Origin of the sequence: Corynebacterium sp. (assembly GCF_030538285.1) — a bacterium.
Classification (GTDB): Bacteria; Actinomycetota; Actinomycetes; order Mycobacteriales; family Mycobacteriaceae; genus Corynebacterium.
In genome coordinates this window covers 49,393-71,292 of the sequence record NZ_JAUNUG010000004.1, presented here as the reverse complement: position 1 = coordinate 71,292, position 21,900 = coordinate 49,393, and the positions used below count along the sequence as shown (strand labels likewise).

The window sequence follows — 21,900 nt, the reverse complement described above, 5'->3', positions numbered from 1 at the left end:
GCGCTACTGCCCGGGGTGTTCCACCACGTCCCACGTGTGGTCGATGAGCCATCCGATGAGCGGGTAGAACACCGGCAGCAGGCTGCGGCCTGCGTCGGTGAGTTCATAGGCGACATGCGGGGGCATGGTGTCGAAGGACCAGCGGGCGATGAGGCCGTCGTCGACAAGCATTTTCAGGCGGTGGGTGAGCATCTTCGGGGAGATGCCATCCACCGCCTGTTCCAGTTCGCGATAGCGCAGTTGTTCGCCGTCGAGGGCGAGGATGATGAGGATGCTCCACTTGTCGGCGAGGTTGGCGAGCAACCGCCTACTCGGGCAGGTGCGGTCGAAGGGATCTGCATCGCGTACCCAGCCGTCCATGCCCGCCCATTCTACCCCGGTAGACTGAGCGTGCATTCCCGCTTTTCTTCCATGATCGGAGTCCCATCGTGATCCCGGCCCACGGCGCCCAGCTCACTGTCAGCACATCCGGCATCCGTATCGCGCATTCGGCGCTACGCGCCGCGCTCACCGGCGAAGATGAGGTGGAGGTTGCGTTGGAGCAGGTCACCGGCGTCAGTTCCACACCACCCTCGCTTATCGACGTCGGCCACGTCACCCTCGCAGGCCCCGGCACCGTCATCACTTTCGCCCCCGGCCAGGCCGCGGAGGCGAAGGAATTTGTCGCGGCGGTGGAGGCGGCCCTGCGTGGAGAGGCACCCGCTACCTCGGGGGTTCCGGGGCTTGATGCGGTGGTGCTGGACGGCCTGCACGCGGTGCGTTTGCACAACGGCGAGGCGGTGGAGGAACGCGAGCTTCAGCTGGGTGAGGTTGCCTCGTTTGTGGGTGATCTACCGGTGCTGGCCCATGACGCACAGATGGTGATGATCGCGCTGCGCCACGCGTTTCTGGCCGCCGGGGAAGAAGTGCCGGAGTTCGAGTTCGGGTGCACGCTGAGTTTGGAGCGGGCCACGGGTTCCGCACAGGTCACGGGGCCGGTGGAGGAGACGTTCCGGGCCGCTGGCCTGTCGCTGGGCATTCTCAACGCCCAGCGCGTGTGGCCGGTGCTGCGTACTGCCCTGGCCCCCGCCCCCGCGCCGGCCCCGGAGGAGAAGAAACCCACCCGGCGCGCGCCCTGGCAGTCGGTGGCCACCCCGGATGTCATCCCGCAGGCCAACCCGGACGCGGATCCCACCAACCCGCTGTTCGGCCATCACGTCACCCTCACCGGCGATTTCGAACCCTTCGACAAGGGGCGGTTGTGGTCGGCGATCGCTGATCTGGGCGCGGACATCGGTAAGAACGTGACCAAGAAGACCACCATCCTGGTCGCTGGCACGTGGGCCACCAAGACCTCGAAGGAAAAGCGCGCCGAGGAGCTCATCGACCAGGGCCAGGCCCTGCAAATCTGGACTGGCGAGCAGCTCATCGCCGTGCTGGGGCTCACCGCCGAGGACGAGGAACAACCCCCGTTTTAGGGCAGGAGGGAACCGCGGGCCCCTTTTCGAAGTCCAACAGTGGTGACACTGGACTGAAAGGAACGCCCGTGCCCCTGGACCCCACCGACCTGCTGCCCGCCCTCCGCCCCGCCTCCTGGCTGCGCCACCGTGGCCTCTCCGACGACGGCTTCTGCGATACCATCGCCTCCATTTCCCTATCCCGTGACCTGTCCGCCACCTTCACCTGTGGCGGCGCCGACATCAGCTACCGCGGTTTGTCAGAGCTGCACCTTTCCGCCCACGGAGCGTGGGAACTCTCCGCCTCCAACCTCATTGAGCGCGCCCGCACACCCGAGGGCATCAACGTCCGCACCCGCCCGGCCCACCACCTGCTTGGTGCCGGTGCCGCGGGCCTTCAGGTCGCCCTGCCCGGCGCGCCGGCCACCAGCTGGCTGGCGCACCCCCGTACCTTCCGCATCCTTGATGATCACCTCGCCGAGCTACTCGGCGGGCCGGTGGTGTGGCGCTACCTCCCTGCCGATGGACTGGTGGCGGTGGGTAAGGGGGGCGTCGATAAGCATCCGCCGGAGGCGGTATACCAACGCCACGGCTTCCCCGTGGCTGTGTCGACCCGCACGCAGGTCGCCGCACCCGCCTAAGCTGTGGAGTGCACTTTCCTGCATCCAATGAATTCTGAGGAGTCCCATGCGCCGTCCGATCACCGCCACCTACCGTCTGCAACTACGCGGGCCAGAGGCGGACCCCTCGGGGCGGGCCTTTGGTTTCGCCGAGGCGGCCGCCCAGGTCCCCTACCTCAAGGCGCTCGGCGTCAGCCACATCTACCTCTCCCCCATCTTCACCGCGGATCCCACGTCGAGCCACAACTACGACGTCACCGACCCCACCGAGATCAACCCCGAGCTCGGCGGCATCGAAGGGCTGCGGGAATTCGCGGCGACGGCCCACGGGGCGGGGCTGGGCCTGATCATCGATATCGTGCCCAACCACCTCGGCGTGGAGAACCCGCGCCTGAACAAGTGGTGGTGGGACGTGCTCAAGCACGGGCAGGACTCGGAGTATGAGCACTACTTCGACATCGACTGGCACGCCGACAACGGTGCGGGCGGAAAGCTGGGAATGCCCGTGCTGGGTTCGCCGGAAGACATCGACAAGCTTGAGCTGCGCCAGGTCGACGGGGAGATCGTGCTGGCCTACTACGATCATCTTTTCCCCGTCGGCGATGACGTCACCCTCGACGACGACGTGGCAGAAGTCTACGAGCAGCAGAGCTACCGGCTGATGTACTGGCGCGACGGCGTCATCTCCTACCGTCGTTTCTTCTCCGTCAACGGGCTGGCCGGCATCCGCCAGGAGGATCCGATGGTGTTCGAGCACACGCACCGCATCGTGCGTCAGCTCATCGCCGAGGATCTTATCGACGGCGTCCGCGTCGACCACCCGGACGGCCTGTCCGACCCCTTCGGCTACCTCAACCGACTCCGTGATGTGGTCGGCCCGGAGCGCTGGCTGGTGGTGGAGAAGATTCTCGAGGTGGATGAGACCCTCGACCCGCGTCTGGCGGTCGACGGCACCACCGGCTACGACGCCCTGCGCGAGCTCGACGGTGTGTTCATCGCCCGGGAGGCGGAGGATTCACTGTCCATGCTGGCCCTGCAGCAATCGGGCTCCACGTGGGACGAGGCCGCCATCGACGTCACCATGCATCAGCTCAAGCGCGAGGTCGCCCAGGAGGAACTCGCCGCCGAGATCCGACGCCTGGCCCGCGCCATGCGCCGCGATAACTTCTCCACCGCCGGCTCGGGTGTGGCAGAGGAAGACCTCATCACCACCATCACCGAGCTCGTCGCCGCCATGCCCGTCTACCGCGCGGACTACCTCTCGCTCTCGCGCGTGACGGCCACCGTCGTGGCGGAGATGTCGCGCCGATTCCCCTCGCGCCGGGATGCCCTGGACCTCATCGTCGCCGCCCTGGGCGCCAACGCCGAGGCCAAGATCCGTTTCGCGCAGGTCTGCGGTGCCGTCATGGCCAAGGGCGTGGAGGACACCACCTTCTACCGCGCCTGCCGCCTGGTGGCTCTGCAGGAGGTGGGCGGCGCGCCGGGTCGTTTCGGCGTCTCGGCGGCCGAGTTCCACCTGCTGCAGCAGGAGCGCGCCCGCCTGTGGCCGAAGGCGATGACCACTCTATCCACCCATGACACCAAGCGCGGCGAGGACGTGCGTTCCCGCATCATCGAGCTCACCGAGCGTCCCTCGGACTTCTCTGAGCTCGTGCACCGCGTCACCTCCGTGGTGCCGGCCCCCGACTCCGGCACCGGGCATTTCCTGCTGCAGAACCTGCTGGGTGTGTGGCCGGCGGACGGGCAGATCACCGATTCCCTGCGCGAGCGTTTCCACGGGTATGTGACCAAGGCGCTGCGCGAGGCGAGCGTGCACACCACGTGGGTTGCTCCGAATGAGGCTTTTGAGACCGCAGTCCTCGACTGGGTGGATGTGCTTTTCGACGGCCCCGTCACCTCCATGATCACCGAGTTCGTCGCCCCCCTGGCCCGCGGCGCGAACCGTATCTCCCTGGGGCGCAAGCTGCTGCAGCTCACCGGCCCCGGCATCCCGGACATCTACCAGGGCACCGAATTCTTCGACGACTCCCTCGTCGACCCCGACAACCGCCGCTTCGTGGATTACACCGCCCGCCAGCAGACCCTGGATATCCTCGCCGACGGCGTGGACTGGCAGGATCTGGCCGCGGAGGCAGAAGCCCAGTCCGAGACTTCCGGTGACTACCCGCACCTGGATCTCTACGGCGATCGCGCGAAGCTGCACTTCGTCCACGAGGGCCTGAAGGTGCGCGCCGAGCATCCGGAGTACTTCGTCAATGGAGACACGCAGGCCGTGTTCGCCGTCGGCGCGGAGGAGTCCCACCTCATCGGCCAGGCCCGCGGCGCGGCGGGCACCACGGGCGAGGCCGGCGTCGGGGTAATCACCCTGGCCACCCGCCGCCCGCTGGACCTGGAGCGCCGGGGTGGCTGGAATGACACCACCGTCACCCTCCCGGAGGGCAGGTGGCTGGATCGTCTCACCGGCCGCACCTTCTCCGAGACAGTTCCGCTGGCGCAGGTGCTCGATATGTTCCCCGCGGCACTGTTGGTGCGGCAGCCGGTGGAGCAGGATGTCTGATCGGATGGCGCGGCTGGGCAGCCGCTACCACGAGTGGGTCCGCGCCCACCCGGATGCGGCGGAGCATTTCGCCGCCGGGGTGGAGGACCTGCTCGCTGACGCCGGTGTGACCTATGACCGGGTGGTCGCCCGCGTGAAGGACTGGCCCTCGTTGAAGGCGAAGGCCTACAAGAAGCGTGCGAACGGCGAATGGATGTATCCGGAGCCGTGGGAGGACATCCACGATCTCATCGGCGTGCGCGTGACCACGTTCCACTCCACGGAGATCCCGGTGGCCATCGACGTGCTACGGCAGTCTTTCACGGTGGAGCGCTCGGTGGACAAGACCGCGGAGACCCGCATCGCGGGTGGTTTCGGCTACGGCTCGCATCACCTCATCCTCACTGTCGATGAGAATTCCACCGATATCGAGGAGCTCGCCGACTACCAGGGCGTGAGCTTCGAGGTGCAGATCCGCACGGTCCTGCAGCACGCCTGGGCGGAGTTCGAGCATGATGTCCGCTACAAGCGGGGTACCGAGGAGCTGGACCCGAAGGTGGACCGTGCCTTCGCCCTGGCTGCGGGACTGATCGAGTTGGCGGACCAGCAATTCGACCAGATCGCGGCGTCCCAGGTCACGGAGGATTCCTCCCCGGCGGATGTGGACCTCACCCCGGAGACCCTGCCGGGTGTGCTGGCGATGCTGCTGGGGAATCGTTTCCCGCGTTCGCGTTCGGAGAATTACCGTTTCCTGGCGGAGATCCTCGCCGCCGACGGCATCACCACGGTGGAGGAGTTGGCGGCGTTGCTCGACGATTCCGATATCGACGCCGTGCACCGTGCCCTGCGTTATCGTTTTCATCCGGGCCAGATCAGGCTTATCGACGATCTCCTGCTGCGCCGCTACGGCCAGGAGCACATCCGTCGGACCGGAGAGATCGGGGTGCGCCCGGTGCAGCGTCCGACGCAGTTGGCGCGCCGCCTGAAACTCATGCGCGCCGCGCGGATACTCAACCAGTAACATGAGCAGAGTCCCCTTATGCCCCGTCGATCAAGGAGCACCATCATATGTCGTCCATCCGCGAAGATTTCCCCCAGCTGGCTGATGCCATCCACGTGTGGGCGCTGACGGTCGCGAACTTCTTCCGTCCGCTGGGTATTGATTTCCCGCCGGCCAACTGGGGTCTGTGGTAGCACCCCCGGGAGTTGTTGACGTATCATCGTCGGCATGAACTCCCACCTCACTTTCGGCCTCGACACTTTCGGTGACGTCAACGGCGTCGCCCCCGACCAAGTTCTGCGCAACGTGGTCGCGGAAGCTGTCGAGGCCGATCGCGTTGGCGTCGATGTCTTCGGCATCGGCGAACACCACCGCGATGACTACGCCGTCTCCGCCCCCGACATCGTCCTGGCCACCATCGCCGGACGCACCGAACGCATCCGCCTGACCACCTCCGTCATCGTGTTGTCCTCCGATGATCCGGTGCGCATCATGGAACGCTTCTCCACCCTGCAGGCCCTGTCCTCCGGACGGGCGGAATTAACCCTGGGCCGCGGCTCCTTCATCGAGTCCTTCCCCCTCTTCGGCTATGACCTGGCCGACTACGAGCGTCTTTTCGAGGACAAGCTGGCACTCATGCGCACGCTTCTCGACGCCGCCTCCACCGGCGATCTCATCAACTGGGACCGCGGTGTCGACCACCTCCACCCGCCGCTGGCGGAGGAGCTGCCGGTATGGGTCGCCGTCGGTGGTTCCCCCGAGTCGGTGCTGCGCGCCGCCCGCCACCGCATGCCGCTCATGCTGGCCATCATCGGCGGTTCCTCCCGCCGCTTCCGCCCCTTCGTCGACCTCTACCGCCGAGAGATCCCCGGCGGCGTGGTCGGCGTGCACTCCCCCGGGCTCATCGCCCCCACTGACGCGGAGGCCCAAGAGCGTCTCTACGAGCACTGGTTGGCCGCCCACCGCCGCATTGGCGCCGAACGCGGTTGGTCGGCCCCTTCGGCGGAGCAGTTCATGGCGGAAGTCCACCACGGTGCGCTGTATGTCGGTTCCCCGGAGACCGTGGCCCGCAAGATCGCCGATACTGTCCGCGCCCTGGAGCTGGACCGCTTCACCCTCAAGTACGCCAACGGCCCGACCTCCCACGAGCACAATCTGGAGACCATCCGTCTCTACGGCGAGGAGGTCATTCCCCGGGTGCGGGAGCTGCTCGTATGATCTTCCGCGTTTTTGCGGCCTGACCACAGTAGTGGTTTCATGATCCGGTGACTGTATCCACTCCACCTTCGGCCGCCCGCGCTCTTGTGGCGGCCACCGGCCTGGCGCTTGCTGCGACATTGCTGCCACTCGGGCTTGCCGCCGGCCTCACCACGCAGGACGAGCCTCTCGCGCTGGAAAGCGTTGACATCATCACTCTCGGCGGGGCTGATCCCGCCCTGCGCGCCACCGCACCCCGTAGCTGCGAGCGCCGTGCCTCCCTCACCATCGGCGCCCACGAGTTCAGCTGCGGGGATGTCACCGTGGTCACCCGCTCCGCAGAAGAAGTGGAGGATCTGCCCCGTTTCGGCGTCCGCGCCATCCGCGCCGCCACCTTCGCGCAGGCCACCCCTCCCGAGATGGTCCGCGCGAGAACCGACGAGGATCTGCCCGCCTGGACTGGTGGTCCCACCACCGACGGGAACAAGTCCTACAGCGTCATCGTCCTCGGCGAGCCGGCTACGTCGAACGCGCTCGTCGCGGTGCTTTCTGGCCCGGAAAACCAGGTCACGGAGACCACCGCCGCCCTGCTTGCCGATCTCCGGAGGGTCCCATGAGCCGTGTAGCCTTCTTCCTCCTCGGCCTCATCATCGTCATCGGGGCGGCCATCAACGTGGTGACACTGAGCGTCTTCGCCAGCGCCACCCCGCTGTCTCTCCTGGTGGGTTTCGCTATCTCCGCGGCCCTCATCGCCGTGGTGTGGGCCCTGATGCGTCGCTCGGTGTTGTGGCGCCCGGCCGGCGCCTGGCCATTGCTCCCCCTCGCCTGGGGTGCCTTCGGGTCTTTCGCCTTCATCCTGGCCTCCGGTGAATCGCTGACCACCATCGCCACCGCCCTGGGCTGGGAGGCGGCGGAGGCTTCCTTGGCCGGGGCATGGCCGGAGGAGATCGGTAAATCCCTCGGCATCGCGCTCATCCTGCTGGCTCTGCCCCGCCTGTGGAACCGTCCCTGGGATGGGCTCCTGGTGGGCATCTTCGTCGGTCTCGGCTTCGAGCTGATCGAAACCGTCCAGTACGGCGCGGCCGGAGCTCTCGAAGATGCCAACTCCGATGTCGATGGCCTGCTGACCATGTGGTTCATCCGGGCCATCGCCGGTCCGGGCCTGCACGTGTTCTTCTCCGGGGTCGCGGGCCTGGGTATCGGCCTGGCACTCCTGCACCCCCGGCTGCGCACCTCCCAACGCTGGCTCTACGGCCTCGGCGGGCCGACCATCGCCTTCCTCATGCACTTTGCGTGGAACTACGACTGGCCGGGCGTCTGGGCGATCATCATCATGTGGCCGGCGTACCTGGGCGCGCTCATCGCCTGCTGGGTCGCGGCACGCAGGATGGTCTAGTCCCGCCCGCGCAGCCGATCGAGTTCGCGGCGTTCCCGTTTCGTCGGGCGGCCGGCCCCGCGGTCACGGCGCGGCTGGGATGCCAGGATCTCCTTCGGCGGGGGCGGCGGGGAGTGGTCGAGGTAGCAGGTGCGGGCGATGGGTGCGCCGACGCGTTTGCGTGGGGTGTCCACCACCTCCAGTTGAAGTTCGCGGTGGTTGACCCACGCGCGGACCCGGTCCCCGGGGACCACCTGCTGGGCGGGTTTGACTGCCACGCCGTTGAGTTTGACGTGCCCGGCGCGGACGGCCGCGGCGGCGTCAGAACGGGTCTTGAAGATCCGGACAGCCCACACCCAGACGTCGATGCGGACGGACATGATCAGTAGTTGTCGCGGTGGTTGACGATCTTCTGCACCTTGCTCCAGTTGTAGAAGCCACCGACCACGGCGACGACCAGCCCGATCACCAGCCAGGTCCAGCTGGTAAACAGCAGGGCAAGTGCGGCACCGCCGATCACACCGCCACCGACGGCGACCGCGGCGTTGCGGGTGTACTTGCGGACAGCCTGCTTGCGCAGTTCGATCGGGTTGTTGGGGCGTCGCTGCATTGTCATGGGCCCCATCCTAGTACTCGACCCAAGCGGTGCCCGCCTCACTGGGGAGCACTGCCCCGGAGGTTAACGCGGCGAGGGTGGATTCCAGTTCCTCCCGCCCGCCGGGTTCCACCGCCAGCGTGTAGGTCACTGCTGTGCCGTAGCCGGTATCAGTGATCGACACCCCGCGGGCGCGTAGCTCCGATTCGAGGCGACCGGCGTCGGCGTGCGGGACCTCGATGCGATAAAGCTCCCGGATGGCGCGGGTGACACGGGGCACCTGGGGCAGCAGGTCGCCGACGGATTGGGAGTAGGCGTGCACCAGCCCACCCGCCCCGAGCTTGATGCCGCCGAACCAGCGGACGACGACGACGGCGGCGTCGTAAAGCGAGGAACCCTTGAGAACATCGAGCATGGGCCGACCGGCGGTGCCGGAGGGCTCGCCGTCGTCCGAGGAACGTTCGATCGGATTCGCGCCCTCAATGTGCAACAGATAGGCGCTGCAGTGGTGCCGGGCATCGGGGTAGTCCGCGCGCACCTGCGCGATGAAGTCGCGGGCAGCCTGCTCATCCGGTGTGCGTCGCACCAGGGAGAGGAAACGGGACCTTTTGACCTCCCATTCGTGGCTCCAGGTCTGACCGGCGGCGGGCGTCTGGTACTGCATGAGGTCTGATAATAGCCGGGCTTTCCGATAGCCTGGAACGCATGACTGCGCATGAACCGTTTTCCGTGTGGGCCCCCTTCGCCCAGGATGTCCGCCTCCGCCTCGCTGATGCAGAGATCCCCATGCAGGAATCCTCCGGCGGGTGGTGGGTCGCCGACCGCATCGCGGAGCCGGGGATGCGCTATGGTTTCGAGCTTTTCGACGGCACCGACTGGTCCAAGCCCCTCCCCGATCCGCGCAGCCAGGCCCAGCCCGACGGTGTCCACGGTTTAAGCGAAGTGGTTGATCCGGCCTTCGACTGGGCCGCCGAGTGGACGGGGCGTCCGCTGGCGGGGCAGGTCATCTACGAACTGCACGTGGGCACGTTCACCCCGGAGGGGACGTTCGACGGGGTGATCGGGAAGTTGGGTTACCTCAAGGATCTCGGGGTCACCGCCATTGAGCTCATGCCCGTCCAGCCCTTCGGCGGCGAGCGCAACTGGGGTTATGACGGTGTCACCTGGCATGCCGTCCACGCAGGTTACGGCGGTCCGGAGGGTCTCAAGAAGCTTATCGACGCCGCGCATGCCGTCGGCATCGGCGTCATCCTCGACGTCGTGTACAACCACTTCGGCCCCGACGGCAACTACAACGGTATGTTCGGCCCTTACACCGCGGGTGGTTCCACCGGCTGGGGTGAGGTGGTCAACATTTCCGGGCCGCAGTCCGATGAGGTCCGCGCGTTCATTCTCGACGCGGTGCGCCTGTGGCTGGATGACTACCGCATTGACGGCCTGCGTCTCGACGCCGTCCACTCCCTCGATGACACCGGTGCCTACTCGATCATGGAGCAGATCCAGGACGTCGCCGATGACGTCACGGCCCGTACGGGTGTGCCGCGCTACATCATCGCCGAATCGGACATGAATGATCCGCGCCTGATCACCGGGCGCGACGGCGGCGGTTACGGGCTGGCCGGCCAGTGGGTGGATGATATCCACCACGCGCTGCACACTGTCGTCTCCGGTGAGAACCACGCCTACTACGAGGACTTCGGCTCGCTGGACGCCCTGGCCAAGACCCTGCGCGCCGGTTTCTACTTCGACGGCACCTACTCCTCCTTCCGCGGACGGCACCACGGCCGCCCCATCGACGTGAACTCGATCCCGGCCCACCGCCTGGTCACTTACACCACCACCCATGACCAGACCGGCAACCGTGCCTCGGGCGACCGTCCGTCGATGAATCTCACCCCGCAACAGCAGATACTCAAGGCCGCGGTGATCTACTGCTCGCCGTACACCCCGATGCTGTTCATGGGTGAGGAATACGGCGCGCAGACACCTTTCGCCTTCTTCTGCTCACACACCGACGACAACCTCAACCGCCTGACCTCCGAGGGCCGCAAGCGTGAGTTCGCCCGTTCCGGCTGGGACCATGCTGAGGTCCCTGATCCGGCCGATCCCGCCACCTTCGAGGCCTCGAAGCTGGACTGGGATTTCGGTGCGGAGCAGCAGGAGATCCACGCCACATACACGCAGCTGCTGCGCCTGCGCCGAGAGCTGGGCCTGTCCCGCGCCGACCTCTCGCAGCTGCTCGTCGAGACGGGCGAGGGGTGGTTGGCCATGGGATGGGATGATGTCCTGCTAGTGGCCAACCTCTCCGACGCGGACGTGACTGCGCCCTTCGGCGGCGAGCTCATCTACTCCTTTACCTCCCCCGAGGTCGGCCTCGATGACACGCGCCTGGGCCCCTGGGAGTTCGCGCTCGTGCGCCGCTAGATGTTCCTCCGCGCCGCGCTCCTCGACGCCCCGCCCCACCCCTCCTGGCTGCGGGCACTTCCGGTTGTGTGTGCCCTCCTGCAGGCCCCACTGGAGTTCACCGCACCCGTGACACTCATCTCCGGGGAGAACGGGGCCGGCAAATCCACGTTGGTGGAGGCCCTCGCGGTGGGCAGCGGTTTCAACGCGGAGGGCGGGTCGCGCCACGCGAGGATGCAGGTGGAGGACAACTCCGTGTCCCCGCTGAACGAGTACCTCACGCTGCGGCGTCACAACGCCCCGGACGGCTTCTTCCTCCGCGGCGAATCATTCTTCAACCTGGCTCAGTGGTACGCGGGCCTGGATGACTCTCCGCTTCCCGACCTGCTGGACATGAGCCACGGCCAGTCAATCATGTCGTTGGTGGAGCGTCGTTTCCACGGCGGTGGGCTGTTCATCCTCGATGAGCCTGAGGCCGGGCTGTCGAATCTGCGCCAATTGGAGTTGCTGGGCCGCCTGTGGCATCTGGCGGATCGCGGATCCCAGATCATCATGGCCACCCACTCCCCCATCCTGCTGGCCCTCCCGGGTGCCCAGATCCTGGAGGTCGACGCGATGGGCATTCACGAACGCCAGCTCGAAGACACTGAGGCCTTCCGCGCGGCGCGGGAGTTTGTTGCGGACCCAATCGGCACCACGGAGTACCTGACATCATGAGCAAGTTCTTCGTCCACAGCTACCGGCCCGCATTTCACCCCGACGGGCCGCCCTGGATCGACGACGTCCCCGCCTTCCGGGCATTGCTTCGCGATTCCGGGCTCAACCTCCGCCAACCCATCACCCTGTTCACCGGCGAGAACGGCGTCGGCAAGTCAACGCTCCTGGAGGGCATCGCCGTGAGCGCGGGTTTCAACGCCCACGGAGGGGCCTTCGGGGATGCGCCGGGCGGCCGGGAGAATCCGCTCCGCCACGCCGCCACCCTGCTGCGTGGCCCGCGCGCGATGAACGGTCACTTTCTGCGCGCCGAAGCCCACTACGGGGTGGCCAGCCAGTTCAACCTCACCCACGACACCGATCTCTATGCCCTCTCCCACGGTGAATCGGTCCTGCGTATCGTGCAGGACAGCTTCCACGGCGCGGGCCTGTTTCTTCTCGACGAGCCCGAAGCCGGACTCTCCTTCATCCGCCAGATGACACTGCTCGCCGAACTGCATCAGATCGCGCAAGCGGGTGCGCAGCTCATCATCGCCACCCACTCCCCCGTACTGCTGGCCCTACCCGGCGCGCGGATCTACGAGTTCACCGCTGACGGCGGCATCCTCGAAGACATCGGCGTGCAGGAGACGACCTCCTACCGAGCTCTACGAGACTTCCTCGCCGATCCGCACGGCATCGCCGACTACATGATCGACGTGACTTCGCCTTAATAGTAAGCAACCCCAGCCGCCCGTAGGTCGGTCTGGGGCCGGGAAACTTTTCGGCCTCTTCCAAGGTTCGATCCGCTTCCTTTGCTCGGCACCAAGCATAAGAGCGACGGCTACAGCAGTCAACAGAAACCACCCCCGAACAGGGGCGCTTCTCTCCCGGCTACCACCACGCGGCATGTATGCCATTCTTAGTCCCATGCAGCATCGCCAGAATCCTGTGCTATCCAAACTCTACTCCCATCTGGGTGAAGAACAAGTAGTCGCGTACCTCGATGAAACATTCGATAGCACAAGGCCGTCCGACGATGAAAAGCGAGGCGAGGCCCCGGGCTTCTATACAATGCGTGCGGCCATCTACCGCGGTAGGGAGATCACAGATGTCCGGGAAGATCTGAGGGGGATTGTGGGATCTTCCCACTGGCACAGTACAGACGCAGTTCAGACTCCCGAGGGGAGAGAGATCTTCACGCGCCTACTTGACTACTTCCACGATCACGATGATGTCAGTCTCCTGGTCACGCAAGTACCCTTGGAATCCACCCATGAGAACCAGCGGCTGGAAGCCCGTAGTAACTGCCTGCGCCATTTGGTGAGTCAGTTGTCGGATGGAGTGAAGGACCTCAGGGCAGTGATATTTGAACGATCCAACAAAGGAGCTAATGACAATCGCGATCGCCGCGACTTCAAGGAGCTTCGGGCATCGAAAAGAATCCCGACTTATATCCAGCACCTCCACGCCAGCCCATCCGATGAGAACCTACTATGGGCGCCCGACATTGTCGCTTTTGCCTACCGCCGCGGACTGACCCACCGGGATGATTCCTCTCAATGGTTTGACCGTATTAGTGAGCACTCCCATGTGACTGTCCTCGACGGCACGGAACTGCCCGCCACCCTTCCTCCGATTTCGCAGTCTGCGAAGGGATTTCTAGACTCCCGTAAATTTTCGTAGCCGCCCAAATCTCCCCTTCATCGCCTAGGTGTTGACGAGGTACTCGTATTCCGGGGTGTTCGGCTTGAGATGCTGGCAGTCGATGCGGGAGGCGTTCATGCGCTCGACAAGCGGGTCGAAGTCGCGCGCCCGGCCGAGCTCGAGTCCGACGAGAGCGGCTCCGGTCTCGCGGTTGTTGCGCTTGAGGTACTCGAATAGGGTGATGTCATCATCGGGGCCGAGGATGTCGTTGAGGAAGTGGCGCAACTGGCCGGGTTCCTGCGGGAAGTTCACCAGGAAGTAGTGCTTGAGTCCGCGGTGCACGAGGGAGCGCTCCATGATCTCGGCGTAGCGGAGCACATCGTTGTTGCCGCCGGAGATGATGCACACCACGACGGAGTCAGATTGCATCTTCATTTCCTTCAGGCCCGTGACGGACAGGGCCCCGGCGGGCTCGGTGATGATGCCCTCATTCTGATACAGCTCCAACATCTCGGTACATACGGCACCTTCGGAAACATCCATGACGTGGGTGCGGCCCTGGTTGCGTTCGACGATCTCGTAGCTGAGGTTGCCGATGCGCTTCACGGCGGCACCATCGACGAAGGGGTCGACGGTATCGAGGGTGACGGGGCCGTCGGCACGCAAAGCGGCCTGCAGCGAGGCGGCACCGGCGGGCTCGACGCCCACGATCGCGGTCCGCGGCGCCAGGTCCGCCAGGTAGGAGGCGACGCCGGCGAGCAGACCGGCGCCACCGACAGGGACGAAAATGGAGTCGAGAGACTTACCGATGGAACTGAGCTGCGTGAGGATCTCCGCGGCGACGGTTCCTTGGCCGATGATGGTGTCGCGGGCGTCGAAAGGCTCGATCATGGTGGCGCCGCGCTCGGCGGCGTCGGCACGCGCGGCCTCGGCGGCCTCATCGAAATTGTTACCGGTGACGACAAGCTCCACCATGTCCCCACCATGCACGGCGATACGGTCCCGCTTCTGCTTCGGTGTCTGGACCGGCACGTAGATGCGCCCCGGGATGCCCATGGTGCGGCAGGCATAGGCCACGCCCTGCGCGTGGTTTCCGGCGGAGGCGGCGATGATGCCGGCCTCCCGCTGGGCATCATCCAGATTGGCAATCGCGTAGTACGCACCGCGGATCTTGTAGGAGCGCACATCCTGCAGGTCCTCGCGCTTGAGGTAGACCTCGCAGCCGGTCTCCTCGGACAGGCGCGGGCAGTACTGCAGCGGTGTCGGCGCGATGACGGACGAAATCCGGGCCTGGGCCAGCTGAATGTCCGAGGCGTGGACAGGCTCAAAGGTGGTCACGGATGCCGGGGTGTCACTCATGTCGAAACAGTGTAGTCCTCTCCTTCCCGAACACATCCCTCGCGGCCTGCTTCATGCAGTGTTCACCCGGAGGTGGTCGGATGTTAGCTGAGCAGTTACGTGACTGGGCCACCATGACTCTTCGTATTTGTTCATCGTGAATTCAGGAGAAGACCCTTGTCGCTTCGCCGTTCCGCCGTCGCCCTGTGCGCGGCTGTCGCCACCAGCCTGTCCCTGTTCGTCCCGGCCCAGGCCCAGATTGTCCACTCCGCGCCGGGTGCAGCGCTGAGCATCACCCCGATCGGCAGCTACGAGACCGGGATCTTCGACGCCTCCGCCGCCGAGATCGTCGACTACCACGCTGGTACCCAGCGGGTCCTCACCGTTAACGCGCAGTCCGGCCAGATCGACGTCCTGGACATCTCTGATCCGACCGCACCGAAGAAGGTCGACTCGGTCGACGCTGGCGACAACACCGTCATCAACTCTGTGGCCGTGCGCGCCGACGGCCTCGCTGTCGCCACCGTCGAACCCGCCAACGACAAGACCGCCCCCGGTTCCCTGCTCTTTTTCGACGCCGCCACCTTGGAGACCTTCGGCACCGTCGGTGTCGGTTCCCTCCCGGATATGGTGACCATCACTGAGGACGGCAAGTACGCGCTCGTCGCCAACGAGGGTGAGCCGGCCGAGGACTACTCGGTCGACCCGGAGGGCTCCGTCTCCGTGGTGGCCCTGCCTGCTGATATCGCCGCAGCATCCCAGGATGATGTCCGCACCGCCGATTTCCGCGCCTACAACGAGCCGGGCGCCCTGCCGGAGGGGGTCCGTATCTTTGGGCCGGAGGGCACTGTCGCCCAGAACCTGGAGCCGGAGTACATCACCGTTCAGGGCAACACCGCGTATGTCTCCCTGCAGGAGAACAACGCCCTGGCCGTCGTCGACATCGCATCCGCGACCGTCACCGACATCTGGCCGCTGGGCACCGTCGACCACTCTGTCGTCCCGCTGGATGTCTCTGACCGCGACGGGAAGATCAACATCGACACCTGGCCGATCAAGGGCTTCCTGCAGCCCGACTCCATCGCCTCCTACCAGGTGGGCGGCGCCACCTACATCGTCACCGCCAACGAGGGCGATGCCCGCGACTGGGATGGCTACTCCGAGGAAGCCCGCGTCAAGCATCTCACCCTGTGCGAGGGTTTCAACGACATGAGCACTGAGGAGATCGCCGAGCTGCAGAAGGACGAGAACCTGGGCCGTCTGACCGTCACCACCGCCGACGGCTACAACGCCGAGGGCGAGTGCCACGACGAGATCTATTCCTTCGGCGCCCGCGGTTTCTCCATCGTCGACGGCAACGGCCAGCGCGTGTTCAACTCCGACGACCAGTTCGAGCGCATCACCGCACAGACCAGCCCGGAGTACTTCAACTCCAACCACCGAGAGGCCAACTTCGAGGGCCGTTCCGACGACAAGGGCCCGGAGCCGGAGGGCGTGGCGCTGGGCGAGATCAACGGCCGCACCTATGCCTTCATCGGCCTGGAGCGCGTCGGTGGCGTCATGGTCTACGACGTGAGCAACCCGTCTGCCGCGCAGTTTGTCACCTACGTCAACAACCGAGACTTCTCCGACAACAGCGGCGACCTCGGAGCGGAGGGCCTGGTGTTCATCCCGGCCGCGGATTCCCCGAACAGCAAGAACCTGCTCGTCGTGGGCAACGAGGTCTCCGGCACCACCACGGTGTTCGAGATTGACGTCGCTGAGACCCCCGCGGGATCCGGTTCCTCCGGCTCTTCCCTGTCCTCCCGCTAGACCGTCCACCGCGAACACTGCTAAGTTCATCAACGATCAGCTATTCAACCGCTCAAGGAGTTCCCCCGTGATCCGTCGCCGCCTCGCCGTCGCCCTGGTTGCTGCCACCAGCACCACCCTCGCCCTGGTCACCCCCGTGCAGGCCGAGGAGGGCGCCGACACCTCGGCGTCCCTGTCCTCCACCTCTTCCGTCTCCTCCACCGATGACAGCAATACCACCGGTGAAAACGACCTGCCGGGCTGGGCCCAGTCGATGGTCATCGACGAGGAGACCGCTGGCTACCTCGCCATCGCCGAGGCAGTCTTCGCCGTCGGTGCGGCCATCACCCAGGGTCTGGTCATCGTCCTGCCGTTCATCCCGGGCGGCGTCGACCAGCTCCGCGCCACTCTCGAGCAGTTCGGTATCCGCTAGGCGTCGATAAGCAAAAAGACCCGCACCATGCGGGCCTTTTCGCTTTTCCTAGAACAATTCCTCGCTGGCGATGCGTGCGCCCTCGACGAGGGACTCCAGCTTCGCCCACGCGATCTGGTGGTTGAGGCGACCGCCAAGACCACAGTCGGTGGAGGCGACGACGTTCTCCGGGCCAACGACCTCCGCGAACTGAATGATGCGGTCGGCCACCAGGCGGGGGTGCTCCACGGCGTTGGTGGAGTGCGAGATGACCCCCGGGTAGATCAGGGAACCCTCCGGCAGCTGGTGCTCCTGCCAAACACGCCACTCATGGGCGTGGCGCGGGGAGGCACCCTCGAAGGAGAAGCCACCGACCTCGGCGCGCAGGATCTCCTCGATGATGTCGCCGAATTCGACGTCGGTGACGTGCGGGCCGTGCCAGGAACCCCAGCAGATGTGCAGACGGGTCTGCTCCTTCGGGATGTCACGCACCGAGTGGTTGATGGCGTCGACGCGGGTGCGCAGCCAGTCGCGGTAATCGTCGAGGGTCGGCTCGGGGTTGATCTGGTCCCAGGACTCGGCGAGGTCGGGGGCGTCGAGCTGGACGGTGAAACCGGCATCGGTGATCGCCTTGTACTCCTGGGCCATGGCGTCGGCGCAGGCCCACACGACCTCGGCGTCGGTGGCGTAGTACTCGTTCTTCAGGCGGGCAGCGGACCCCGGGGACAAAGCGGCCACGAAACCGTCCTGTGCACCCGCGGCATCCATGGCCTTGCGCATGAGCTGGACATCGGCGTCGACCTCATCCTGGCCGATGTAGGTGATGGGGCCGGTGAACTTGGGGTTGCCCACTTTGGCGCGGCCAGCGAAGATGCCGGACTCCGGATCCTCATAAGCCTCGTTGAACAGGGCGCGGTCGCGGCGGTCAGAGAAAGAGGTGAGCTGGATGTTGCCCGGGGTGGAGCGCACGGCTTCCTGGCTGGCCCAGCGATCCTCATCGGTCATGGTCAGCCCGCCGAGGCGGGTAAACGAGTAGTTCCACCAGGCGCCGTAATCGACGGCGCCGGAGGTGATGTGCCCGTACTCGCCTTCGTTGATGATGTCGATGCCCATGTCCACCTGGCGGCGGACGACCTCGTCGACGGCGGTCTGGAGGATCTCGTGGAACTGCTCGTCGCTCAGTTCTGCGCGGCGGAGGTTGGCGTCGAGAAGCTCAGGGGTGCGCGGCAGGGAGCCGACATGGGTGGTGCGGATCTTGTTGGTCATGCAGCAGATGGTAATACATTAGCTGGACTTAGCCGAGGATGCCTGCCCCCAAGGTGGCCTTGAGATCACCCATGAGCGAACCGGAACGATCCACGCGCAGGTGCTCGCCGAGAATCATCATCGTCGATTCCTCGCCATTGACCAGCTTGAGGTAGACATCCGAGTCACCCTGGTTCGCTGCCAGCACGTTCTTGAGCTTGGCGATCGTCTCCATCGTGCACTGATCGGTGCGCATCGTCAGACGCAGGGGCAGGCCAGCCCCGTTGCCGGGCCCGAGTTCCGGGACCTTGATGTCATCGCAGAATAGTGACATACGGTCATCGCGGATGGACACATGCGCCTTGGCCAGGATGATGTTGTCCTCCACGATCGATGAGCTGACCAGTGCATACACCTTGTTGAAGACCAGGAGTTCCACCTGTGCGCCGTTATGATCCTCAATGGTGACAATCGCCCACGGCGAGCCGTCCTTCTTGGAGAAGCGCCGGTCCACCGCAGAGATGATGCCGCCGATGAGCACCTCGGCGCCGTTGCGCATCTCCCCGCCGAGGATGGTGGTCAACGCCGTGTCGGTCTGCGCCTCCAGGGCCTCCTCGTAGCCGTCGAGCGGATGGCCGGAAACATAGAGCCCGAGCATCTCGCGTTCCAGGGCGAGTTCGTGCTTGCGGTCCCAGTTGTCCTCCGGGATGTCAATGGCGAAGACGCTGGTGGCGGCATCCTCCTCCGCACCGAAACCGGCGAAAAGATCGAACTGGCCCTTGTCGGCGGCCTTCTTCGTCGCCAGGACGGAATCGACGGCGTCTTCGTGGATGAGCATGAGGCCCTTGCGCGGGTGGCCCAAAGAGTCGAAGGCACCGCCCTTGATGAGGGATTCGGTGATGCGCTTGTTGCAGGGCAGCAGGTCGATCTTCTCCAGATAATCGGAGAAGTTCGTGTACGCGCCCTTCGTGCGCCGCGTCTCGACGATCGAGTCCACCACCTCATGACCGACATTGCGGATCGCCCCGAGACCGAAACGGATGTCTTCGCCGACCGCCACGAAGTCATTCTCCGACTCGTTGACATCCGGGGGCAGCACCTTGAGCCCCAGGTGGCGGCAGTCCGCGAGGTAGATGGCGGACTTGTCTTTCTTGTCCGCCACCGAGGTGAGCAGTGCCGCCATGTACTCCGGGGCGTAGTGGGCCTTGAGGTAGGCCGTCCAGAAGGACACCAGGCCGTAGCCTGCGGCATGCGACTTGTTGAACGCGTAGGACGCGAAGGGCAGGATCGTGTCCCACAGGGCCTTGATGGCTTCCTTGCCGAAACCGTTGGAGATCATGCCCTCGGAGAACTTCGCGTACTCCTTCTCCAGGACCTCCGCTTTCTTCTTACCCATGGCCTTACGGAAACCGTCTGCTTCACCGGCCGTGTAGTTCGCGAGCTTCTGCGCGATACGCATGATCTGCTCCTGGTACACGATGAGACCGTAGGTCTCCTCCAGGATGTCCTCCAACGCCTCGCCGAGTTCCGGGTGGATCGGCTCGATCGGTTTGCGGCCGTTCTTACGGTCCGCGTAGTCGAGGTGGGCGTTGACACCCATCGGGCCCGGTCGGTACAGCGCCAGCGACGCAACGATGTCATTGAAGCCGGTGGGCTGCATGCGCTTGAGCAGTTCCTGCATGCCGCCGGAGTCGAGCTGGAACACGCCCAGGGTGGAGCCGCGGCCCAGCAGTTCGTAGGTTTCCGTGTCCTCGACGGCGAGGTTTTCCAGGTCGAGGTCGATGCCGCGGTTCTTCTTGATGTTGGCCAGCGCGTCACCGATGACAGTGAGGTTGCGCAGCCCCAGGAAGTCCATCTTCAGCAGGCCGATGTTCTCACACGCCGGGTAATCCCAGCCGGTGATCAGTGCACCGTCGGCAGGGCGCTTCCACATCGGCACATGGTCCAGCAGTGGCACGGACGCCATGATCACCGCACAGGCGTGGACACCCGCCTGGCGGACGACTCCCTCGAGGCCGCGGGCCGTCTCATAGATCTTGCGCACGTCCGGGTCTGACTCGATGAGGGTGCGTACCGCGCCGGCCTCGTTGTAGCGATCATGCTCGGGGTCAGTGATACCGGACAGGGGGATGTCCTTCGCCATGATCGGCGGCGGCAGCTCCTTCGTGATGCGGTCGGCCATCTGGTAACCAGGCTGGCCGAACTGCACGCGCGCGGAGTCCTTGAGCGCCTGCTTCGTCTTCACCGTGCCGAAGGTGATCACCTGGGCGATCTTGTCCTCGCCCCAGCGTTCGGCGGCGTAGCGGATCATCTCGCCGCGGCGGCGATCATCGAAGTCGATATCAATATCGGGTGCCGAGGGTCGTTCCGGGTTGAGGAATCGCTCGAAGAGCAGACCGTGTTCCATCGGGTCGATATTGGTGATGGTCAGGGCGTAGGCGACGAGCGCGCCGGCGGCGGAACCACGACCCGGGCCCACCCAAATGCCGATCGAGCGGGCGTGCTTGATGATCTCGGCGACGATGAGGAAGTACGACGGGTACCCCTTCATGTCGATGACCTCGATCTCGTAGTTCGCTCGATCGATGTAGTCCTGCGGGATCTCGCCGCCGTTGAAGCGTTCGCGCAGGCCCTCCATCACCTCGTGGTGCAACCACGTCGTCGGCGTGTGACCGTCCGGGACGTCCGCGATGGGCATACGGTCGTGCGGGTGGGACTCCCAGATCTCACCGTAATCCTGCACCCGCTCGGCGATGAGCAGGGTGTTGTCGCATCCGTCGGGGACGATGTCGTCGAAAAGCGCGCGCATTTCGGCGGCGGTCTTGATGTAGTAGCCGGTGCCGTCGAATTTGAAACGGTCCGGGTCATTCATCGTCTTGCCGGTCTGCACGCACAACATCGCCTCGTGCGCCTGGGCCTGGGATTCAAGGACATAGTGGCAGTCGTTGGTCACCAGCGGCGGCAGGTCGAGCTTCTGCCCGATCTCCAGCAGCTCCCGGCGCACGCGCTGCTCGATGTGCAGGCCGTGATCCATGAGCTCGAGGAAGTAGTTCTCCTTGCCGTAGATGTCCTGCCACATCGCGGCGGCCTCCAGCGCCTGGTCGAACTGCCCCAGGCGGAGGCGGGTCTGCACATCGCCGGAGGGGCAGCCGGTGGTGGCGATGATGCCGTCGGCTCGCTCGGCGATGAGCTCGGCGTCCATGCGCGGCCACTTGCCCAGCTGGCCCTCATAGGAAGCCATCGACGAGAGATAGAACAGGTTCTTCAGGCCGGTGGCGTTCTCCGCGATCATCGTCTGGTGCAGGTAGGCACCGGATGCGGAAACGTCGTCGGACTTCTGGTGCGGCTCACCCCAGCGCACGCGGTTTTTGTTGAAGCGGCTCTCCGGCGCCAGGTACGCCTCGATGCCGATGATGGGCTTGATGTCCGCCTTCGTCATCGCGCGGTAGAAGGCGTCGGAGCCGAACATGTTGCCGTGGTCGGTGATGCCGACCGCCGGCATGTTCTGCCGGGTGACCTCCTCGGCGAGCATGTCGATCTTCGCCATTCCGTCGAGCATGGAGAACTCGGTGTGGTTGTGGATGTGGACGAAGGAGGAGTTCTTGGCCATGG

21 protein-coding genes are annotated in these 21,900 nt (G+C 65.3%); 14 read left to right on the top strand and 7 right to left on the bottom strand.

Going from position 1 to position 21,900, the window contains the following annotated elements; genetic code table 11:
- Positions 1-3: 3 nt before the first annotated feature.
- On the bottom strand, positions 4-360 hold the full coding sequence (locus tag Q4G50_RS02560) for a helix-turn-helix domain-containing protein (protein ID WP_303376075.1): 357 nt from the start codon (positions 358-360) through the stop codon (positions 4-6).
- A gap of 68 nt (positions 361-428) precedes the next feature.
- Here Q4G50_RS02560 and Q4G50_RS02555 point away from each other — a divergent pair, with 68 nt between their 5' ends.
- The 8 genes from Q4G50_RS02555 (at position 429) to Q4G50_RS02520 (ending at position 8,185) form a co-directional block, all read left to right on the top strand.
- Positions 429-1,457, top strand: a complete 1,029-nt coding sequence (locus tag Q4G50_RS02555; protein ID WP_303376074.1) for a hypothetical protein — start codon at positions 429-431, stop codon at positions 1,455-1,457.
- A 68-nt stretch (positions 1,458-1,525) separates the two neighbouring features.
- A complete protein-coding gene (locus Q4G50_RS02550) occupies positions 1,526-2,077 on the top strand; it encodes a hypothetical protein (protein WP_303376073.1) in 552 nt (183 codons plus the stop codon).
- A 46-nt stretch (positions 2,078-2,123) separates the two neighbouring features.
- The gene (treY, locus tag Q4G50_RS02545) at positions 2,124-4,613 is read left to right on the top strand and encodes a malto-oligosyltrehalose synthase (protein ID WP_303376072.1); all 2,490 of its coding nucleotides are present in this window, start codon (positions 2,124-2,126) and stop codon (positions 4,611-4,613) included.
- On the top strand, positions 4,606-5,613 hold the full coding sequence (locus Q4G50_RS02540; protein WP_303376071.1) for a GTP pyrophosphokinase family protein: 1,008 nt from the start codon (positions 4,606-4,608) through the stop codon (positions 5,611-5,613). Before treY ends, Q4G50_RS02540 begins: the two co-directional genes overlap by 8 nt.
- A 47-nt stretch (positions 5,614-5,660) precedes the next feature.
- Complete coding sequence (locus tag Q4G50_RS02535) at positions 5,661-5,786, top strand: hypothetical protein (protein WP_303376070.1); 126 nt, start codon at positions 5,661-5,663, stop codon at positions 5,784-5,786.
- Between the two features lie 34 nt (positions 5,787-5,820).
- On the top strand, positions 5,821-6,810 hold the full coding sequence (locus Q4G50_RS02530) for an LLM class flavin-dependent oxidoreductase (protein WP_303376069.1): 990 nt from the start codon (positions 5,821-5,823) through the stop codon (positions 6,808-6,810).
- A gap of 47 nt (positions 6,811-6,857) precedes the next feature.
- Positions 6,858-7,406 (top strand): hypothetical protein, encoded by a 549-nt coding sequence (locus tag Q4G50_RS02525; protein WP_303376068.1) that lies wholly within the window; start codon positions 6,858-6,860, stop codon positions 7,404-7,406.
- On the top strand, positions 7,403-8,185 hold the full coding sequence (locus Q4G50_RS02520; protein WP_303376067.1) for a PrsW family intramembrane metalloprotease: 783 nt from the start codon (positions 7,403-7,405) through the stop codon (positions 8,183-8,185). Before Q4G50_RS02525 ends, Q4G50_RS02520 begins: the two co-directional genes overlap by 4 nt.
- Here Q4G50_RS02520 and Q4G50_RS02515 read toward each other — a convergent pair.
- From Q4G50_RS02515 to Q4G50_RS02505, 3 genes are read right to left on the bottom strand one after another with little or no spacing between them, the layout of a single operon-like run.
- Complete coding sequence (locus Q4G50_RS02515; RefSeq protein ID WP_303376066.1) at positions 8,182-8,544, bottom strand: RNA-binding S4 domain-containing protein; 363 nt, start codon at positions 8,542-8,544, stop codon at positions 8,182-8,184. The two genes, Q4G50_RS02520 and Q4G50_RS02515, sit on opposite strands and share 4 nt — an antisense overlap.
- 2 nt (positions 8,545-8,546) lie before the next feature.
- Positions 8,547-8,780 carry a hypothetical protein gene (locus Q4G50_RS02510; protein ID WP_303376065.1) on the bottom strand — a complete coding sequence of 78 codons (234 nt, stop codon included), beginning with the start codon at positions 8,778-8,780 and terminating at the stop codon, positions 8,547-8,549.
- Positions 8,781-8,790: 10 nt separating this feature from the next.
- On the bottom strand, positions 8,791-9,423 hold the full coding sequence (locus tag Q4G50_RS02505; RefSeq protein WP_303376064.1) for a YigZ family protein: 633 nt from the start codon (positions 9,421-9,423) through the stop codon (positions 8,791-8,793).
- A 41-nt stretch (positions 9,424-9,464) separates the two neighbouring features.
- Between Q4G50_RS02505 and treZ the strand changes: the two genes are divergently transcribed.
- The 4 genes from treZ (at position 9,465) to Q4G50_RS02485 (ending at position 13,541) form a co-directional block, all read left to right on the top strand.
- Entirely contained in the window at positions 9,465-11,183 is a 1,719-nt protein-coding gene (gene treZ, locus Q4G50_RS02500; protein ID WP_303376063.1) for a malto-oligosyltrehalose trehalohydrolase, read from the top strand.
- A complete protein-coding gene (locus Q4G50_RS02495) occupies positions 11,184-11,879 on the top strand; it encodes an AAA family ATPase (RefSeq protein ID WP_303376062.1) in 696 nt (231 codons plus the stop codon). It begins immediately after the preceding gene.
- On the top strand, positions 11,876-12,589 hold the full coding sequence (locus tag Q4G50_RS02490) for an AAA family ATPase (RefSeq protein WP_303376061.1): 714 nt from the start codon (positions 11,876-11,878) through the stop codon (positions 12,587-12,589). Before Q4G50_RS02495 ends, Q4G50_RS02490 begins: the two co-directional genes overlap by 4 nt.
- A gap of 175 nt (positions 12,590-12,764) precedes the next feature.
- Positions 12,765-13,541, top strand: a complete 777-nt coding sequence (locus Q4G50_RS02485) for a hypothetical protein (protein ID WP_303376060.1) — start codon at positions 12,765-12,767, stop codon at positions 13,539-13,541.
- A 24-nt stretch (positions 13,542-13,565) separates the two neighbouring features.
- On the opposite strand, the gene ilvA is transcribed toward Q4G50_RS02485, so the two are convergent.
- Entirely contained in the window at positions 13,566-14,861 is a 1,296-nt protein-coding gene (ilvA, locus tag Q4G50_RS02480) for a threonine ammonia-lyase IlvA (protein WP_303376059.1), read from the bottom strand.
- A gap of 156 nt (positions 14,862-15,017) precedes the next feature.
- Here ilvA and Q4G50_RS02475 point away from each other — a divergent pair, with 156 nt between their 5' ends.
- Together Q4G50_RS02475 and Q4G50_RS02470 are read left to right on the top strand one after the other, a co-directional pair.
- A complete protein-coding gene (locus Q4G50_RS02475) occupies positions 15,018-16,652 on the top strand; it encodes a choice-of-anchor I family protein (protein ID WP_303376058.1) in 1,635 nt (544 codons plus the stop codon).
- A gap of 67 nt (positions 16,653-16,719) precedes the next feature.
- The gene (locus tag Q4G50_RS02470; RefSeq protein WP_303376057.1) at positions 16,720-17,064 is read left to right on the top strand and encodes a hypothetical protein; all 345 of its coding nucleotides are present in this window, start codon (positions 16,720-16,722) and stop codon (positions 17,062-17,064) included.
- A gap of 48 nt (positions 17,065-17,112) precedes the next feature.
- Here Q4G50_RS02470 and Q4G50_RS02465 read toward each other — a convergent pair whose 3' ends face one another.
- Together Q4G50_RS02465 and dnaE are read right to left on the bottom strand one after the other, a co-directional pair.
- On the bottom strand, positions 17,113-18,309 hold the full coding sequence (locus Q4G50_RS02465) for a cobalamin-independent methionine synthase II family protein (RefSeq protein WP_303376056.1): 1,197 nt from the start codon (positions 18,307-18,309) through the stop codon (positions 17,113-17,115).
- A gap of 28 nt (positions 18,310-18,337) precedes the next feature.
- A complete protein-coding gene (dnaE, locus tag Q4G50_RS02460) occupies positions 18,338-21,898 on the bottom strand; it encodes a DNA polymerase III subunit alpha (protein ID WP_303376055.1) in 3,561 nt (1,186 codons plus the stop codon).
- Between the last annotated feature and the right edge of the window lie 2 nt (positions 21,899-21,900).